Origin of the sequence: Hyalangium versicolor (assembly GCF_020103695.1) — a bacterium.
Taxonomy (GTDB): Bacteria; Myxococcota; Myxococcia; order Myxococcales; family Myxococcaceae; genus Hyalangium; species Hyalangium versicolor.
In genome coordinates this window covers 39305-54421 of record NZ_JAHXBF010000050.1, presented here as the reverse complement: position 1 = coordinate 54421, position 15117 = coordinate 39305, and the positions used below count along the sequence as shown (strand labels likewise).

At 66.1% G+C, this 15117-nt stretch carries 15 protein-coding genes and 1 pseudogene; 8 read left to right on the top strand and 8 right to left on the bottom strand.

Annotation, left to right across the window (positions count from 1 at the left end; genetic code table 11):
* Window positions 1-126 precede the first annotated feature (126 nt).
* Genes KY501_RS50925 through KY501_RS50910 form a run of 4 tightly spaced genes read right to left on the bottom strand, consistent with a single transcriptional unit; the run spans window position 127 to window position 5034 of the window.
* On the bottom strand, window positions 127-1428 hold the full coding sequence (locus tag KY501_RS50925) for an ABC transporter permease (protein ID WP_224372842.1): 1302 nt from the start codon (window positions 1426-1428) through the stop codon (window positions 127-129).
* A gap of 4 nt (window positions 1429-1432) precedes the next feature.
* Entirely contained in the window at window positions 1433-3541 is a 2109-nt protein-coding gene (locus tag KY501_RS50920; RefSeq protein ID WP_224372841.1) for an ABC transporter permease, read from the bottom strand.
* Window positions 3541-4284: an ABC transporter ATP-binding protein gene (locus tag KY501_RS50915; RefSeq protein WP_224372840.1), complete on the bottom strand. Its 744-nt coding sequence runs from the start codon at window positions 4282-4284 to the stop codon at window positions 3541-3543. The genes KY501_RS50920 and KY501_RS50915 overlap by 1 nt, the downstream gene beginning before the upstream one ends.
* Before the next feature lie 42 nt (window positions 4285-4326).
* Window positions 4327-5034, bottom strand: coding sequence for a toast rack family protein (locus KY501_RS50910; RefSeq protein WP_224372839.1), 708 nt, complete (start codon window positions 5032-5034; stop codon window positions 4327-4329).
* 127 nt (window positions 5035-5161) lie between these two features.
* Between KY501_RS50910 and KY501_RS50905 the strand changes: the two genes are divergently transcribed.
* Window positions 5162-6259 carry a MarR family winged helix-turn-helix transcriptional regulator gene (locus tag KY501_RS50905; protein WP_224372838.1) on the top strand — a complete coding sequence of 366 codons (1098 nt, stop codon included), beginning with the start codon at window positions 5162-5164 and terminating at the stop codon, window positions 6257-6259.
* On the opposite strand, the gene KY501_RS50900 is transcribed toward KY501_RS50905, so the two are convergent.
* Both KY501_RS50900 and KY501_RS50895 read right to left on the bottom strand, forming a co-directional pair.
* Complete coding sequence (locus KY501_RS50900; protein WP_224372837.1) at window positions 6246-7058, bottom strand: alpha/beta hydrolase family protein; 813 nt, start codon at window positions 7056-7058, stop codon at window positions 6246-6248. The two genes, KY501_RS50905 and KY501_RS50900, sit on opposite strands and share 14 nt — an antisense overlap.
* A 9-nt stretch (window positions 7059-7067) precedes the next feature.
* A complete protein-coding gene (locus KY501_RS50895; RefSeq protein WP_224372836.1) occupies window positions 7068-7988 on the bottom strand; it encodes a hypothetical protein in 921 nt (306 codons plus the stop codon).
* A gap of 58 nt (window positions 7989-8046) precedes the next feature.
* On the opposite strand from KY501_RS50895, the pseudogene KY501_RS54510 reads away from it, so the two are divergent.
* The 3 genes and pseudogenes from KY501_RS54510 to KY501_RS50880 all read left to right on the top strand — a co-directional run.
* Window positions 8047-8253: pseudogene (locus KY501_RS54510) on the top strand (AAA family ATPase); the annotation flags it as partial.
* A 135-nt stretch (window positions 8254-8388) separates the two neighbouring features.
* Window positions 8389-9156 (top strand): AAA family ATPase, encoded by a 768-nt coding sequence (locus KY501_RS53810; RefSeq protein ID WP_224372844.1) that lies wholly within the window; start codon window positions 8389-8391, stop codon window positions 9154-9156.
* 221 nt (window positions 9157-9377) lie between these two features.
* On the top strand, window positions 9378-9947 hold the full coding sequence (locus KY501_RS50880; RefSeq protein WP_224372835.1) for a hypothetical protein: 570 nt from the start codon (window positions 9378-9380) through the stop codon (window positions 9945-9947).
* A 49-nt stretch (window positions 9948-9996) separates the two neighbouring features.
* On the opposite strand, the gene KY501_RS50875 is transcribed toward KY501_RS50880, so the two are convergent.
* A complete protein-coding gene (locus KY501_RS50875; RefSeq protein ID WP_224372834.1) occupies window positions 9997-10455 on the bottom strand; it encodes a cyclic nucleotide-binding domain-containing protein in 459 nt (152 codons plus the stop codon).
* A 74-nt stretch (window positions 10456-10529) separates the two neighbouring features.
* Between KY501_RS50875 and trxB the strand changes: the two genes are divergently transcribed.
* From trxB to moaC, 3 genes are read left to right on the top strand one after another with little or no spacing between them, the layout of a single operon-like run.
* Window positions 10530-11492 carry a thioredoxin-disulfide reductase gene (trxB, locus tag KY501_RS50870; RefSeq protein WP_224372833.1) on the top strand — a complete coding sequence of 321 codons (963 nt, stop codon included), beginning with the start codon at window positions 10530-10532 and terminating at the stop codon, window positions 11490-11492.
* 30 nt (window positions 11493-11522) lie between these two features.
* Window positions 11523-12719 (top strand): trans-sulfuration enzyme family protein, encoded by a 1197-nt coding sequence (locus tag KY501_RS50865; protein WP_224372832.1) that lies wholly within the window; start codon window positions 11523-11525, stop codon window positions 12717-12719.
* Window positions 12716-13165, top strand: coding sequence for a cyclic pyranopterin monophosphate synthase MoaC (gene moaC, locus KY501_RS50860; RefSeq protein ID WP_309243064.1), 450 nt, complete (start codon window positions 12716-12718; stop codon window positions 13163-13165). Before KY501_RS50865 ends, moaC begins: the two co-directional genes overlap by 4 nt.
* 24 nt (window positions 13166-13189) lie before the next feature.
* On the opposite strand, the gene KY501_RS50855 is transcribed toward moaC, so the two are convergent.
* Entirely contained in the window at window positions 13190-14236 is a 1047-nt protein-coding gene (locus tag KY501_RS50855; protein ID WP_224372831.1) for an RNA polymerase factor sigma-32, read from the bottom strand.
* A gap of 319 nt (window positions 14237-14555) precedes the next feature.
* On the opposite strand from KY501_RS50855, the gene KY501_RS50850 reads away from it, so the two are divergent.
* A complete protein-coding gene (locus tag KY501_RS50850; protein WP_224372830.1) occupies window positions 14556-15113 on the top strand; it encodes a hypothetical protein in 558 nt (185 codons plus the stop codon).
* Window positions 15114-15117 lie beyond the last annotated feature (4 nt).

Below are 15117 nucleotides of genomic sequence, written 5' to 3'. Positions count from 1 at the left end.
TGGCGGTCGTCGATGACTCCCAGGAGCTTCTTCATCTCGGCGCCATCCAGGGCGAAGGCCACCGGAGAGGCGAGCAGCACCGCGGCGAAGGCGGCGGACAGCAGGTTTCGAGGTGTCATGGGGAAATCACCCGATGTGGTGCATGGCCGTCACGGGCTTCATCCGCGCGGCGAGGAAGGAGGGAATGAGGCTGACCAGCATGGAGGCCAGGGTGATGAGCGTGACGGCGAACACGACGGAGCCGGGCTCCACCTTGAGGAACCAGTGCTCCGTCAGGAGCATGGCCTGGACCACCTGCGGGGCCACCATCTGCCGGGAGTTGATGAACAGGCACACCGCCGAGGCCACTGCCGCTCCGGCCACCGTGGCCCCCAGGCTGAGCATGAAGGCCTCGGTGAGGAACATCACCAGCACACGGCCCTTCTGCATGCCGATGGCTCGCAGCGTGCCAATCTCGCGGGTGCGCTCGCGGATGGCGATCCACAGCGTGTTCATGATGCCCACGGCGATCACCACCAGGAGCAGGAACGTCAGCCCGCTGGTGATCGCCCCCAAGGCGCCTACCACCCACTTCACGAAGGAGATCTCGTCCTCCCAGTTGGTGATGTCGAGCTTCTGGCCCGTCCACCCCTCGCGGTTCACGCTGTCGAACTTGAACCAGAAGGCACGCGGATCGTTGTCCATGACGGTGTAGCCCGCCGCCGTCAGCTTCTCGCGCAACCGTTGCTGCACGGCGGGGATGTCCTTCATGTCCTTGAGGTACAGGAAGATGGCGCCCGTGGCGTCATCCTTGAGCTGATAGAGATCCCTCAAGCTCTTGCTGGGCACGAAGCTCTGCCACGAGCTCATCATCCCGATGTTCGCGGCGATGGCCACCACGCGCACGTCCAGGGTGTTGTTGGTGCCGCGCATGGTGGGGGCCGCGATCGTCAGAGTGTCGCCCACCTTCACCTCGAGCTTCTTGGCCTGCTCCTCGAAGATGAGGATGGTGCCGGGCTGGGCGAGATCGTCCAGCTTGCCCTCGCGGACCTGCACCACCTTGCGGAAGCCGGGCTCGGACTCGATGTCCATTCCGGCCACACCCACCTGAATCGAGCCCGTCTCCGAGATGATCTTGGCCCAGCCGCGTCCTCGCTGGGTCACGTACTCCAATTCCGGCACTTCCTTGCGGAGTTCTGCAACGAGCTTCGGGTAGTCCGTGACAACCGCCGCGGCCTGGCCGGCGGTCACCTTGAAGAAGCCACCCACGTTGACGTGCCCGCTCATGAGCGTGGTGGCGGACTCCAGCATGGTGGCCTGCATCCCGTTGGTGACGCCCATCAGGATGACCAGCACCGCCGTCACTCCGGCGATGGCGGCGCCCAGCAGCGCCGAGCGCCGGCGGTGCGCCATCAGGTTTCGGTATGCGATGAGAAGGATCTGGGACATGGATTCACTCGTCGGTCTGCATCGCGGTGACAGGTGACACGCGCGTGGCCAGGAAGGCCGGGTAGAAGGTCGAGAACACGGACACGCCCACCACCAGCACGAAGGCGGAGATGATGTTCGAGGCTTCCAGGTTCGGAAGCAGCCGAGGCCCGCTGAAGAAGAAGTACAGCTCCTCGGAGCCTGCGGGGATGCCCACGGTGTGCAGCCAGCCGATGAACGCGCTGCCGAGCCCCGCGCCCAGACCGCCGAACACCAGGCCCAGGACCACCGTCTCCAGCAGCACCATGGACAGGATGAAGGAGCGCTGCGCACCGATGGCCCGCATCGTGCCCACCTCCCTCACGCGCTGGATGGTCGCCATCATCACGGCGTTATTGATGATGGCCAGCACCACCACGAACAGGATGGCGATGATCCCCCACAGCACCATGCGCATCATCATCACGAACTGGCCGATGAGGCCCGCGGCCTGCTGCCAGCTCACCACGCGCAGCTTCAGGTGCTTGAGCTCCTGCGACTGCTGCAGTTCCGCCAGCGTGGCGTCCAGCTTCGACGGGTCCTTCAGGATGATGGCGGCGCTGAGCACCATGCCGCCCTCGATCTCCTTCTGCGAGTAGACGCGCCGGAGGAGATCCTCGTTGCGCAGGGCGGCGCCCGTGGTGGTGATCTGCTCGTTCTCGTTGATGAGGCCGGGAGTGGCCTCGGCTACCAGCGTGGTAGGGGAGGACTCGCCGAACAGGGCCGCCTCGGCGTCCTCGCGCTTCACTTCGGCAGCGCCGCTCTTGCTCTTGAGCTGGGCGATCTCCTCCTTCTTCTCCTCGGTGAGGTAGCCGTACAACTCGCGGAAGGACACCAGATCCATCAGGTTCGCCGAGCTCGCCACCGGCGACTTCTCCAGCCCGTTGAACTGGTAGATGCCGTAGATGGGCACGTTCACGCTCTGCACGTAGCCCGAGCGGCTGAACGCCGTGATGGTCATCGAGTCGCCGATCCGGATGCGGTACAGGTCCAGCAGCGGCACCAACTGCTCGTAGAACTGCTGGTAGCGGGTGTCGAAGTTCTCATCGGTCACCGCCAGGAAGCTGCCCAGCAGCTTCGAGAGGTCCTTCTCCTGGCTGTTGAGGACCTTCTGGAGCTTCGCCACGGCCTGCTGGGTCTTGAGCGGATCGAGCTGGTAGACGATCTCGCGCGTCTGCGTGGAGTTCTCCTTCACGTAGCGCTGGAGCAGCGGGTCGGCCGCGATGGTCTTCTTGTTGAGGTCTCGCGCCTCCTTGATGAGGTCCATCCGGCGCGCCGTCTTCAGCTTGAGGTACTCCTCATAGACGTACTTGGACAGCAGCATGCCGCGCTTGCCCTGTGGCACCGGGTGCCCCTCTACGATCTGCATGCGGTCGAAGCTCTTCTGGAACGCGTCCAGGTCCGTGCCCACGTAGCGGATGTAGAGCAGGTCCCCATCCGCCGCCTGCGGCGCGATCTGGTTCTCCAGGAACTCCAGCGAGCCGAGCGGGTCCTTGTCGAAGTCCGCCCAGAACGCATCCGAGCGTGCCTTCTCCAACGCCGCCATCTCCGCGGGATCCTGCGCGTCGTCTCGTACCAACACCTTGCGCGTCTCCTGCTCCGACTGGAGCAGGTTCGCCAACTGCCGCACGTGCGCCTTGAGACTGTCGATCTGCGCCCGGAGTTCGGGCGTCCCACCCTCCGTCCGTGCCTTCCGGTACAGGTCTCGAAGCCGCGCCAGCGTCAGGTCCACCGTGTTCCCAGAGGGGATGAGCGCCCCGTTGGTCCCCATTGGCACCACCGTCTGCACGTTGGGGTGCTTCTCCAGCGCCGTCTTGATGGGCGTGAAGCTGTCGAGGGCCGCGACGTCCGCCTCGCCCTGCATCCCACCGAACAGCGCCAGCTCCTCCTTCGACTTGTCCGAGTACACCTGGATGTGCCCGGCCAGCGATCCGATGATCGAGCGCTTCATGGACACGTCGATGCTGTCCAGCAGGGCCCCTCCCGTCACCACCAGGCAGGACGGGAAGAAGATGATGCACCCGATGATGATGTTCACCTTGCTCTTGAACAGGTTCCGGAAGGCCACCTGCACGAGCAGTTTGAGCGAGCCCATCAGTGCGCCTCCGCCCCAGACGCCATCGCCATGCCCACCTCGGCGGGCGTGACGCGGTCGAGGATCTTCCCGTCCTTCAGCCGCACCACCGCGCTGGCATGCGTCATCACCTTCGCGTCATGCGTGGAGAAGATGAAGGTGGTGCCGCGCTCGCGGTTCATCTCCTTCATCAGGTCGATGATCTGCTGGCCCGTCACCGAGTCCAGGTTCGCCGTCGGCTCATCCGCCAGGACGATCTGAGGCTGTGTCACCAGCGCCCGAGCCACCGCCACACGCTGGCGCTGGCCTCCGGACAGTTCGTTGGGCCGGTGCTTCGCATGGCCCGCCAGCCCCACCTGCTCCAGCAGCGCCATCACCCGCCCGCGCCGCTCGCTCGCGTTGAGCTTCTTCTGCAACAGCAGCGGGAACTCCACGTTCTGGAAGACGCTGAGCACCGACACCAGGTTGAAGCTCTGGAAGATGAACCCGATGGTGTGCAGCCTCAGGTTCGTCAGCTGGCTCTCCTGCAACAGCTTGGTGTCCTTGCCGGCCACCTTCACCACGCCGGAGGTCGCCGTGTCCACGCAGCCAATCAGGTTCAACAGCGTCGTCTTGCCGCTGCCGGACGGCCCAGCGATAGAGATGAACTCTCCCGGGTACACCTGCAGGGAGACTCCGCGCAGCGCGGGAACCTCCACCTTGCCCAAGCGGTAGTCCTTGGTCACTTCATTGATGGAGACGATGGGATCAGAAGAGGGAGACATATGAGAGGGTCTCGAAGGGAGGCGGGTGGAAGGAGAGGGCGCTCAGCGCGTGTCCATGGTGATGTGGCTGGCTCCGCCGCTGACCTTGAGCTCGTAGCGCGAGAGCCGATCCTCGATGGCGTGGCTCTCCAGCCGCGTGTACTCACCCACCGAGCCCAGCTGGTTGCCGTCGAACGACAGCCAGGCTGCGCCCCCGTTGATCTCCAGGCGCGCCGCAGTGCCCACGGGCCGGTGGAACGTCGCGTGGCTCACCCCGCCGTGGATCTGGATGGGCACGATGCCCGACGGCTTCGGCAGCCGAAGCGACAGCTGGCTGGCTCCCCCCGACACGTCCAGCGCCCCGAGCCGCAGCTGGCTCAGGTCCCCCATGATGTTCGACACGCCTCCGCCGAACTCGAGCTGCCAGGGGATCGAACCGTTGAGCGTGAGCTCCAGCCCGTGGCTTCCCCACGTCATCACGTGCCTGAAGAAGTCCGCCCACGAGAACGGGTACTGGAAGGTGACCGCGCCCCCGTTCACCCGGACCTGGGGCGAGGGGCCCGCGCACCGGGCTCGGAACAGTTCCGGCATCTCCGGCTCCACGTGCAGGCTGACCTGCGAAGCCCCGCTCGTGAACCTCAGCAGCCCCTGGCTCACCGAGCCCAGCGGCGCAGAGATGATGTGCGACTCGTCGGAGAAGTCTCCCCTATGTGCTCCAGGGTAGGACTGAGACTCACCCGACACCGGACCTTCATGATGGGACGCGTTCATACGGTTTCCTCTGGGTTTCCTCGGAGAGAGCTTCTGGTAACCTGTCTCCAGGTTGCTGCCCCTGAATGCTCAGTGGCAAGATGTCTTAGTGACTAAGATGTTCTGACGGTAAGAGGGTCAGTGGGCCATGTCAAGTGGTGAGGGAAAGCGCTCGGAGTTGTTCGAGGCGGTTCGGCGGGAGCTGAGGGACTTCAGCGACCAGGACGTCTTCTTCAGTCAGGCGCTGGCGGACCGGCTGGGGATGACCCTCACGGACCTGAAGTGCCTGAGCATCCTGGAGCGCACGGGCCCGGTGACCGCCGGCCGCCTGGCCGAGCTGACCGGGCTGACGTCCGGGGCCATCACCGGGCTCATCGATCGGCTGGAGAAGGGCGGGTGGGCCCGGCGCGTGCGCGATCCCAAGGATCGGCGGCACGTCTTCATCGAGGTGACGCCTCGCAACGACAGCGCGTTCGATGAGGTGGCGGGCAGCTCACGGGACGCGCTGGAGGCGTTGATCTCCAGCTACACGGGCGACCAGTTGGACGCGATCCTGGACTTCCTGCACCGGAGCGCGGAGCTGTTCCGCGAGGAGACGGTGAAGCTGCGGGCCCAGACGGGGGCTCGGGGAACGAGCGCGCCCGGCGAGGTCTCGCTCCCGCTCCGAGGGCTGACGGGGGCGCGCCTGAAGTTCACCTCGGGGGCCTCGCACGTCACGCTGCGGGCCGAGCCGGCCATGGCGGATCTGTTCGCCGCGCGCTTCGAGGGCAAGCCGCCCACCGTGAAGGAGGAGGATGGCACCGTCTCCATCCAGTACCAGCGCTTCTCACTGCTCGACTGGCGCAAGCTGAGCGCGGACATCGTCCTCAATGCCTCCATCCCCTGGAGGCTCGAGCTGAAGGGCGGCGTATCGAAGCTGGACGCCAACCTGGCGGATGCGCGGCTGGAGTCGCTCGAGGTGTCGTCCGGTGCCAGTCAGACGGCGGTGGCGCTGCCTCCGCCCTCGGGCACCGTCCCGGTCCGCATCGTGGGGGGCGCCAGTGACATCTCCTTTACGCTCCCCGCGACGGCGGCCGCGCGGCTGCAGTTGAAGGGAGGCGCCAGCGCCTTGCTCTTCAAGGAGCAGTATCTGGGCGCTGTGGGCGGGCAGATGAGCCTGGAGACCCCGGACTTCAAGAGCGCGGTGGACCGGTACGACTTCGAGCTGACGGGCGGCGCCAGCAACCTGAGCATCAAGAGCCGGTGAGCGAGGCGAGCGCTTCGACGAGCTGAGGCCACTCGCGCGCGAGCGGGTTGATGACCTCGAAGTGGCCAGCTCCCGGGAGCAGGATGAGCCGGACGTCGTCTCCGAGCGCTGTGGCGCGGGCGTGGTAGTCCGCGCTGAGGGAGTCCGGCACCGTGTCATCCTTGGTTCCGTGGATGAGCACCTGCTTGATGCCCAGTGGCACGAGCGCGGAGGGAGAGCCGAGCCGATAGCGCTCGGGGACCTGGGCGGGTGGGCCTCCGAGGAACTCGGTCACGATGTCATTGCCAAGCCGCAATTCCTGGGCGCGCACCAGGTCCACCACGCCGGCGAGTGATACGGCTCCGCGAGGGATGAAGGGATCCGGGCGGGAGAGCGGACTGTCAGGAGGCAGGCGGCGGCGCCCGGAGAGCCAGAGGGCCAGGTGGCCGCCCGCGGAGTGTCCCATGACCACCGTGCGTGAGAGGTCCAACGGGTGGGACTTCGCCAGGGTGGGCAGGAAGTCCATTCCGCGCGCGACATCCTCGAAGGTGCCGGGCCAGCCTCCGTCCTCGTGGCCGACGCGGCGGTATTCGAGGCTCCAGGTGGCGTAGCCGCGCCGCGTGAGGTCCGCGCACAGGTGGCCCACGTGTTCGAGATCGTACCGGGCGCGCCAGAAGCCTCCGTGCACCATGACGACGATGGGGTGAGGCCCGGGGCCCGGAGGCAGGCGGAGATCTCCGAACTGGTAGGCATGCTCCCCGTACGGGATGCGGGCATCCGCGGGCGGGGAGGGCGCTTCGAGCATCCAGAGTGGATCCATGGATGGGGGTCAGCTGGTGGCGCCTTCGAGCCCGGAGAGCGTGCGGTTCTTGACCTTGAGCCAGGCCTGTTGCCGGAAGAGGTACGTGGACTGGACGCGGCGCCAGGTCCACACGTCCTCGAGCTTCCACCACTGAGCGGGTGGACGCAGGCCCTTGTCTCGCAGCATGCCGATGCCTCGGTAGCCCACGCCGTCCAGCCCGTAGGCGGAGTTGGACTCCAGGATGAGGACCTTGTCGGTGTCTGAGTGGTGGTCGACGATCAGGAACGTGTGGCCCGAGCGCCACTGGTTGCGCCAGCCCTGGATCAACGTCCACGGATGTGGAGGCACATCCGCCGAGGGGGCATGGAGGCCCATTCCGCTCTCGATGGCCGCCGTGACGGGAGAGAAGAAGTCCTCGGTGGAGACGATCATCATCTGCCGGTGGCGGGTGGGGTTCCACTCGAGGGTCTGGCCGTGCTCGTCGGCGAAGGCCTTGACCACGAGCGCCTCGACGAAGGTGCAGCAGTTGTTGGTCTGGGGCGGGGCCAAGGGGAGCTGGATGCCCGGGAGCGGCCATGGGTAGCGCGCCTGGTCGAGATCGTAGCGGTAGCTCTTGAAGTTCTCGAGGAGGGTGACGAGCCGGTCCTCGGGGATGGCGAGGGGGTCATCCTTGAAGGAGATGCGCGGGGCGGGAGGGGGCTTCTCCTCGTCGCGGAGCTCCGCGTACTTTTGCGTGCGCCAGCGCGAGCAGATCCACGAGTCGAGCGCGGTCAGCGTGGGGACTTCGAGCCGCACGTAGTCGGTGTCCGGGTTGGGGAAGTTCCGCTTCTCCTCGAGCACGTAGTAGCGGCCAGGCTCGACATAGCCCTCGAACTGCGAGCGGGTATCCGGCGCGATGTAGCCTCGCAGGCGGATGGGGAGCCGTGCGATTCGGTACGTTTCAGTCATGGAGCCCTCTGGAGAGTAGGTTAACCTGCCTCGATTTCGAGAGGGAAAGCCTGCGGGCATGATCAAGTCGATTCGGCTTCAGAACTTCAAAGGGCATGGGGACACCACGGTGCCACTCGGCCGCTTCACGGTACTCGTGGGGCCGAACGGCTCGGGGAAGAGCAGTGTGCTCCAGGCCCTTGAGTTGTTGTCGCGACTGGTGAACGAGTCACCTGCGGGGGTGCTTCGTGACGACTTCAACCCTCAAGATTTCCAGCGTCGCGCCAGCCCTACACCTCCCATCCTGTCCGTGGACGGGTTGCTTCACCTGGAGGGCGCCGGTGATGCCATGGCTCACGTCTCTGTGAGCATACTTCCTCAAGGCTTGGGGCAAGAGGCGTTCGTGCTCGGAACATGGGCTGTGGAGGACAGCGATGTTCAAGTCCAGCAGGCCCGCATCCAGGCGCCCCTGCGGGAGGTCTGGGGACGAAACTCCCAGTTCAACCAGTTGATTGGCTCGGCCGTGCTCTACCGGTTCGATGCCCGCAGGATCGCCGATGTCTCGTTCAGTTCCGAGGAGACTCCCAGCGTCGAGCACGACGGTTTCAACACAGCGGTCGTGCTCGCGGCGATGAAGCTTGAACGCGAGGAGGCTTTCGCTCAGGTTGAAACGGAGCTGCGCAGAATTGTCCCGTCGGTTCTGCGAGTGCGGGTCCGGCGTGTTCGGATACCGCAGGGCGCTTCCGAGGCAACCGCGATTGTTGGAAACAAGGTGTTTTTGGACTTCAAAGATGCTGCCGACGTGCCGGCTCATGCCGCCAGCGAAGGCACTCTGGTGACCCTGGCGCTCCTGACGGCCCTCTGCAGCCCGACTCGCCCCCGCGTCCTGTTGTTGGATGACATCGATCAGTCTCTTCACCCACAGGCTCAAGCCCAGCTCATGCGAGAGCTCAAGAATCTGCTCGTGGGTTTCCCTGAGGTTCAGATCGTCGCGACCACTCACTCACCCTACATCCTGGATGAGATGGAGCCCTCGGATGTTCTGGTCTTTGCTCCTCGGGAGGAGGGAGGGGTGGCGTACCGCCGACTCTCAGAGCACCCCCAGGCGGCGCAGTTGAAAGGCATGCTCACCGCTGGGCAGCTCTGGACTCTCGATCCGGAGTCTCGCTGGGTGCTGGGCGAGGGCTGAGAATGGTCAGGACGCTTGTCTTTTGTGAGGCCCGACCGGACTTCGAGACAGTCTCAGCACTCGTTGAGCGAGTGCTACGAGAGGAAGGGCCTGATTGGCTCGGCGATCTTCTTGGGGGGACTGCCGAAGTTGCCGGCCAGCTTCATGAGTGGGTACGCGATGAAGAGGGAAGAGCGTTCTTCGATCTGCACAGGCTGAACCGGCTCGCAAGAAGCCTCGGCGTGCGCGTACCCCAGGGCCATTTTGATGGCCAGCCGGGGGCCGCTGGGGCCCTGATGGCGCGCACGGCCTTCTTGGTGGTGCGTGAGCTGGTGCGGCAAGGAACGGTTGTGGATGTGGTCCTCCTGGCCTGGGATATGGACGATCAGGGAGAGGCGAGGCGTGTGGGCCTGGAACAGGCACGCAAGGAGGCGCTGCGCATGGAGCAGCGGGCCATCCTCTTGGGGTGCCCTGATCCCATGCGTGAGGCATGGGTTCTCGCTGGTTTCATCCCCGAGACGGAGGATGAGAAAGCCCGGTTGGCCGAGGTTCGCCAGGAACTGGGATTCTCCCCGTGCGAGGAGGCTCACAGGCTGGGGGCCAAGAAGGAGCACGCTCGACGCAGCCCCAAGAGGGTGCTCGACGTTCTGACCCAGGGTGAGCGTGAGCGGCAGGCGCGGTGCTGGACGCTGACCTCCCTGGCGATCCTGCGCGCTCGTGGGGAGGGAAGTGGACTCCAGGCGTTTCTGGATGAGGTCGCTTCGAAACTGCTACCTCTTTTCAGTGGCGCTCCCGTCGACGCTTCCTCCTGACAGCGCACAGAGAGGAGGAGAGCAGGTCGATCTCGGCCGGCGCAGCCCCTTAGAAGCGCGAGATGGCGAAGAAGGCCTTGATCTTGTCCCCCGTCTCCCGGAGCCGCTCGGACAGGGTGCGGACGAACGTCCACAGCAGCACGTAGGCCAAGTCCTTGTCGGTGAACATCAGCTGGTCCAGCTTCGCCCGCTCGATGGCCCACAACGTACACGGCGTGTGGGCAATGGCATCCGCCGAGCGCGGGTGGTCGTCGATGACGGCCATCTCCCCGAAATACTGGCCCTTTTCCAGGATCGCCAGCGCCTCCTCCCCAATCCCCGGCACGTTCTTCGAGATGCGCACCCGCCCCTCGGCGATGACATACATCTCCTGACCTCCATCCCCCTCCCGGAAGATGAAGGCACCCCCCTCGTACTGCTTGGGTTGGGCGATGGAGGCCACCTTGGCAAGCTGCCCCTGAGTCAAGCCCTCGAAGAGCGCAACCTTTTTGAGGAAGGAAGCATCCATGCAGTCACCTTCGTACCACGCGCTCAAGGCGCTCTGGTACTTTCCGGCCCCCCCTTCCGGCAGGAGCTACAGTCGTGGCGGACGAGAAGATCAACAAGGTGACCATTATCGGCTCAGGGCCTGCGGGTTACACCGCGGCCATCTATGCCGCACGCGCCAACCTGGAGCCCGTCATGTTCGCGGGCGGACCCACGCTCGAGGACCCTCAGCGCGTGCCCGGTGGCCAGCTCATGATCACCACCGATGTAGAGAATTATCCCGGCTTCCCCGAGGGCATCACCGGCCCCGAGCTCATGGAGCGCTTCCAGAAGCAGGCCGAGCGCTTCGGTACTCGCATCCACATGGAGAACGTCGTCAAGGTGGACCTGTCCTCCCGCCCCTTCCTCATCCAGGGCGAGAGCCTCAGCTATCGCTCCGAGACGGTCATCATCGCCACGGGCGCCAGCGCCCGGTGGCTTGGCGTCAAGGGTGAGGACACCTACAAGAACCGCGGTGTGTCCGCTTGCGCCACCTGTGACGGCGCTTTCTTCAAGAAGCAGGACGTGCTCGTCGTGGGCGGCGGCGACACAGCCATGGAGGAGGCCACCTACCTGGCCAAGATCGTCGGCCACGTCACCCTGCTGCACCGCCGGGACACGTTCCGCGCCTCGAAGATCATGCAGGAGCGCGTGCTCAAGAACCCGAAGATCACCGTCATGTGGAACTCCGTGGTCGACGAAGTGATGGGCAACGAGAAGGGCATGACGGGCGCCGTGGTGCGCAACGTGAAGACGAACGACACCCAGCTTCTCAACGCCACGGGCCTGTTCGTCGCCATAGGTCACTCGCCCACCACCCACCTCTTCCAGGTGGTGCTCGAGACGCACCAGAACGGCTACCTCAAGACGAAGCTGGGCAGCACGCACACCAACATCGAGGGTGTCTTCGCCTGCGGAGATGTGCAGGACAGCGTGTTCCGTCAGGCCATCACCGCCGCTGGCACCGGCTGCATGGCCGCCATCGAGGCCGAGCGCTGGCTCATCGAGCAGGGCGAGTAACTCCACAGCCTCCACTCCCAGACGAGAGATATGAGCGAGAAGCGGCTGAGTCCCAGGACCGTGGCGGTGCACGCGGGGAGCCGGGTGGTGGGCAGCACGTCCCAACCCCTGGTGCCCCCCATCCACATGTCGACCGTGGGCTGGTTCGACAGCAGCGAGGAGCTGGACGGAGCGCTGGACGGTAAGGACTACGTCTACTCGCGCATCAGCGCCCAGAACACCTCGCTGCTGGAGGAGTCCGTCGCCGCGCTCGAGGGCGCGGAGGCGTGTCTCTCCTATGCCAGCGGCATGGCGGCCCTCCGCGCCGTCTTCGAGGCACAGAACCTCAAGCCCGGGGACCGGGTCGTCATGCCCGCCGATGGCTATGGCGTGTCCCGTCTGCTCTACAAGACGCTCTGCGCCCGCTCGGGCGTCGAGCTGCATGCGCTCATCCTCAGCGACCCGAAGGCTCCCGAGCGCATCCTCGAGCTGAAGCCGAAGTTCGTGCTCGCCGAGAGCATCACCAACCCGCTGCTCTCCGTGCCGGACCTCCGCGCCATCGCGAAGGCCTGCAAGCAGGTGGGCGCCACGCTCGCGGTGGATGCCACCTTCCCGTCTCCGTATGGGCAGCGCGCCCTCTCACTGGGCGCGGACTATGCCGTCCAGTCCGCCACCAAGTGGATCAACGGCCACAGCGATGCCCTGGCTGGCACCGTGAGCGGCTCTCGGGAGCGGTTGGCTCCTTTGCGCTCCCTGCGGCTCATCGGCGGGGATGTGCTCGGCCCCTTCGAGGCCTGGCTCACCCAGCGCGGACTGCGCACCCTGCACGTGCGCATGAAGGCCCATTTCGAGAACGCCGCCCAGGTGGCCCGCAGGCTCGCGGAGTCTCCGCTGCTGGAGCGCGTCTACTACCCGGGCCTGCCCTCGCACCCGGACCATGCCGTGGCTCGCGAGGTGCTCGAGGGCGGCTTCGGTCCCATGGTCGCCTTCGAGATCAAGGGCGCCGGCCGCCCCGAGGGCTTCCGCTTCCTCGAGGCGCTCAAGGTGGCCCGGCCCGGGCCTTCGCTCGGGGATGTCTGCACGCTGGTGATGCATGCCGCGAGCGCCAGCGCCCGCCGACTGACTCCCGAGGAGCGCGCCGCCGCCGGTATCCGCGAGAGCCTCATCCGCGTCTCCGTAGGGCTGGAGGATCCCGACGACATCGTCGAGGACCTGCTCTCCGCCGTCGCCCAAGGGGTGAAGCGGTGAAGATGGTCGATGTCGGGGCCAAGAAGAAGACCGAGCGCGTGGCCGTGGCCACTTCGCGCCTGCGGATGCTCCCCGCGACGCTGACGCGCATTCAGCAGGGCAAGGTGGAGAAGGGCGATGTGCTCGCCGCGGCCCGGCTCGCCGGGATCATGGCCGCCAAGCGCACTCCGGATGTGGTGCCGCTCTGCCATCCCATCGCCCTGTCCGGCGTGGAGGTGACGCTTGCGCCCTTCGATGCGGGTCTGGAAGTCCGCGTCGAGGTGCGCACCGTGGACCGCACCGGCGTGGAGATGGAGGCCCTCACCGCAGCCTGCGCGGCGGCCCTCACCGTCTACGATATGTGCAAGAGCGTGGACCGCGGCATGGTCATCGAGCAGGTGCAGCTCGAGCACAAGTCCGGTGGCCGCTCCGGCACCTGGAACCGTAAGGCACCGAAGAAGCGCTGAGCGGGGCTCCCCAGGCATCGAGGCTCAGGCCGGTGCGGACGCTGAGGCACTTCGCAGCCAGTCGAAGTCCGGCAGGCGGTGGCGGAGGAACTCGCGGAGTTCGGAGATCAGGTCGCTCTCCACCTGGCGGGCCCGCTCCCGGCTGACGCCGAAGTGCTGGCCAATGGCCTCCAATGAGAGCGGTGTGTCGGTCAGCAGCCGGTGCTCGAGGATGAAGCGCCAGCGCGGGTCCTCCCACTGCTGCATGAACCGAGCGAGTTCGGTCCGTAGCATCCGTGTCAGCTCTCTCTGGGCCAGCTGCTCATCCACCGCCGGGGTTCCCGAAGGGAGCGCATGGACCCTGGCAGGTGAATCGTCCCCGGACGGAAGGGCAGGTGCGTCCAGCCGGAGATCATCCTGCTTCAGCCGCTGATCCATCTCGGTGACGTCCTGCTCGGCGACGTGGAAGCGCTCGGCCAGCAGTCGCGGGGAGGGCTCGAAGCCCGCGGCGAGCAGGCGCTGCTGCTCCGAGCGCAGGCGGAAGAACAGCTTGCGCTGTGCATCCGTCGTCCCAATCTTCACCAACTTCCAGTTCTCCATGATGAAGCGCAGCAGGTACGCGCGGATCCACCAGGCTGCGTAGGCGCTCAGCGTCACGCCGCGCTCGGGATCGAAGCGCTCCACCGCCTGCACGAGGCCGAGGTTGCCCTCCTGGATGAGGTCCATCAGCGCCAGCGGTGAGCGTTGGTGCTCACGGGCCAGCGTCACCACGAGACGGAGGTGGGAATTCACCAGTTGGAACCGGGCGACGGAATCCCCCTCCCGCCGAGCGCGCCGGGCCAGCGACAGCTCCTCGTCCCGTGTGAGGAAGGGATAGCGCCGGACCTCTGTGAGATAGGTGGCGAGCAGATCGGCATGCCGCTCGTCCCTCCGGCTCGGAGAAGAGCGGCGCGAACTCCGCAGGGCGATGGACCTGGAGGGGAAGCGCCGCCGAACTGTCGTAGGAGCGCGCCCCGGGGACACCAGGGCTCTGCCTGCGGAGGCCGGGATCCGGGGCGTGAGCGCGGTCGAGGTCTGCTCGGGCGAGGGCATGGAGCGGTCCAGGGTGGAGAGGCCAGCAGGCAGGCAGGCCCTCGATGGGAGCGTCGGACCTGGAGCGGTGGAGAGGCGCGTGCCGTTCACTGGAAAAATCTGCGCGCCCCTCCCGTGAGGTGAAAGCTGTGGGCGGTGAGGAGGTGGTCCGGCGCTCAGTGGGCCGGACGCGGGTGGAGCCAGCGGTACGGCAGCCTGTTCAGCTCTGGGCTCACTGAGCCGAGCGGACCAGGATCTTCCGCAGGGTGGGCTGCCTGCCCGCCTGCCCCCTTCCCGATGGAGCCTCGGGAGCCAATCTCCTCGGCTGAAAGGGGGAGTCATGTCCATCCGATTACTGATGCTGGGACTGCTGTGCCTGGGTGCTGTCGGGCAGGTGGCATGCTCGGATGCGGAGGCCGCCCAGGAGAGCGCGGTCTCGGGGGATGACCTGGCCGGGAAGCCGAAGCCGCCCACGGGTGGCCAGTTCTGCGGGGGCTTCGCCGCGATCTCGTGTCCCGAGGGGCTCCTCTGCGAGGACGATCCCAGCGACGACTGCGATCCCAACGCGGGTGGACGTGACTGTGGCGGTGTCTGCGTGGCCCCCGAGGACAAGCCCAAGTGCGACTACGCCGATCCCCAGATGAGCTACGTCTCGAGGGATCCCAACGAGTGCGCGGCGATCCTCTTCAAGTGCCCCGAGGGCTCCACGGCCTTCTTCAACGACTGTGGCTGTGGGTGCCAGAACAGGGAGAGCACGTGCAACTACCAGGATCCGAACCGGCGCTATGTGTCGCAGGATCCGGACCGGTGCGCGGCGCTCCGCTTCGTGTGCAACACGGGGGAGGAGGCCTTCTTCGACGCGTGCGGTTGCGGGTGCCAGCTCACTCCTACGCCGTAGGCCT

Excerpts from the sequence above, each read along its gene's own strand:
- KY501_RS50915 (WP_224372840.1), bottom strand. The coding sequence starts at position 4,284 with ATGTCTCCCTCTTCTGATCCCATCGTCTCCATCAATGAAGTGACCAAG.
- KY501_RS50905 (WP_224372838.1), top strand. The coding sequence starts at position 5,162 with ATGTCAAGTGGTGAGGGAAAGCGCTCGGAGTTGTTCGAGGCGGTTCGG.
- KY501_RS50910 (WP_224372839.1), bottom strand. The coding sequence starts at position 5,034 with ATGAACGCGTCCCATCATGAAGGTCCGGTGTCGGGTGAGTCTCAGTCC.
- KY501_RS50895 (WP_224372836.1), bottom strand. The coding sequence starts at position 7,988 with ATGACTGAAACGTACCGAATCGCACGGCTCCCCATCCGCCTGCGAGGC.
- KY501_RS50925 (WP_224372842.1), bottom strand. The coding sequence starts at position 1,428 with ATGTCCCAGATCCTTCTCATCGCATACCGAAACCTGATGGCGCACCGC.
- KY501_RS50920 (WP_224372841.1), bottom strand. The coding sequence starts at position 3,541 with ATGGGCTCGCTCAAACTGCTCGTGCAGGTGGCCTTCCGGAACCTGTTC.
- KY501_RS50875 (WP_224372834.1), bottom strand. The coding sequence starts at position 10,455 with ATGGATGCTTCCTTCCTCAAAAAGGTTGCGCTCTTCGAGGGCTTGACT.
- KY501_RS50865 (WP_224372832.1), top strand. The coding sequence starts at position 11,523 with ATGAGCGAGAAGCGGCTGAGTCCCAGGACCGTGGCGGTGCACGCGGGG.
- KY501_RS50855 (WP_224372831.1), bottom strand. The coding sequence starts at position 14,236 with ATGCCCTCGCCCGAGCAGACCTCGACCGCGCTCACGCCCCGGATCCCG.
- KY501_RS50900 (WP_224372837.1), bottom strand. The coding sequence starts at position 7,058 with ATGGATCCACTCTGGATGCTCGAAGCGCCCTCCCCGCCCGCGGATGCC.
- KY501_RS50850 (WP_224372830.1), top strand. The coding sequence starts at position 14,556 with ATGTCCATCCGATTACTGATGCTGGGACTGCTGTGCCTGGGTGCTGTC.